This window comes from Paraliomyxa miuraensis (genome assembly GCF_026337845.1).
Classification (GTDB): domain Bacteria; phylum Myxococcota_A; class Polyangia; order Nannocystales; family Nannocystaceae; genus Paraliomyxa; species Paraliomyxa miuraensis.
Genome location: NZ_JAOVZF010000056.1, coordinates 1 through 408, shown reverse-complemented (window position 1 = coordinate 408; position 408 = coordinate 1). Strand labels below are relative to the sequence as shown.

The following is a 408-nucleotide window of genomic DNA, read 5'->3' as shown; positions in this document are numbered from 1 at the left end:
CGGCTCCCGTCTTCGCCTCCGCCGAGCTCGAGCAGGTGCTCCTCGCCACGGTGCAGAGGTTGGCGCGCTTCGGTGGTGCGCTTGGCCCTTGCCGCGCAGACTGCTTCGTCGAAGACCTTGCAGCAGTCGCCTTCGAGATCGCATGCGAGCGCTTGGCCGGGGAAGATGCCGTGGCCGTCGGCCAGCGAGTCGGGGATCTGCTGGGTTGGACCGATGGCCGAAGTGAGGCGTAGGGATGGGGTCGCGAAGGCGCCCGGTGCGGTGCAGTTCGCATGCACGTCGTGATCGTCCGACCACTCGATCTCGCATGCTGCGACACAGGCCTGCGTGATGAGATCGAGCTCTTCGGCGGTCGGGTGCTTCGGGTCGAGCACCCAGCCCTTGGGTGCGTGGACGACCCAGCCCTCG

General features: G+C 67.9%; 1 protein-coding gene. It reads right to left on the bottom strand.

Annotated features, from left to right (window positions below):
• On the bottom strand, nucleotides 1-408 hold a 408-nt coding region (locus OEB96_RS00240), incomplete at both ends, for a hypothetical protein (protein WP_266213364.1).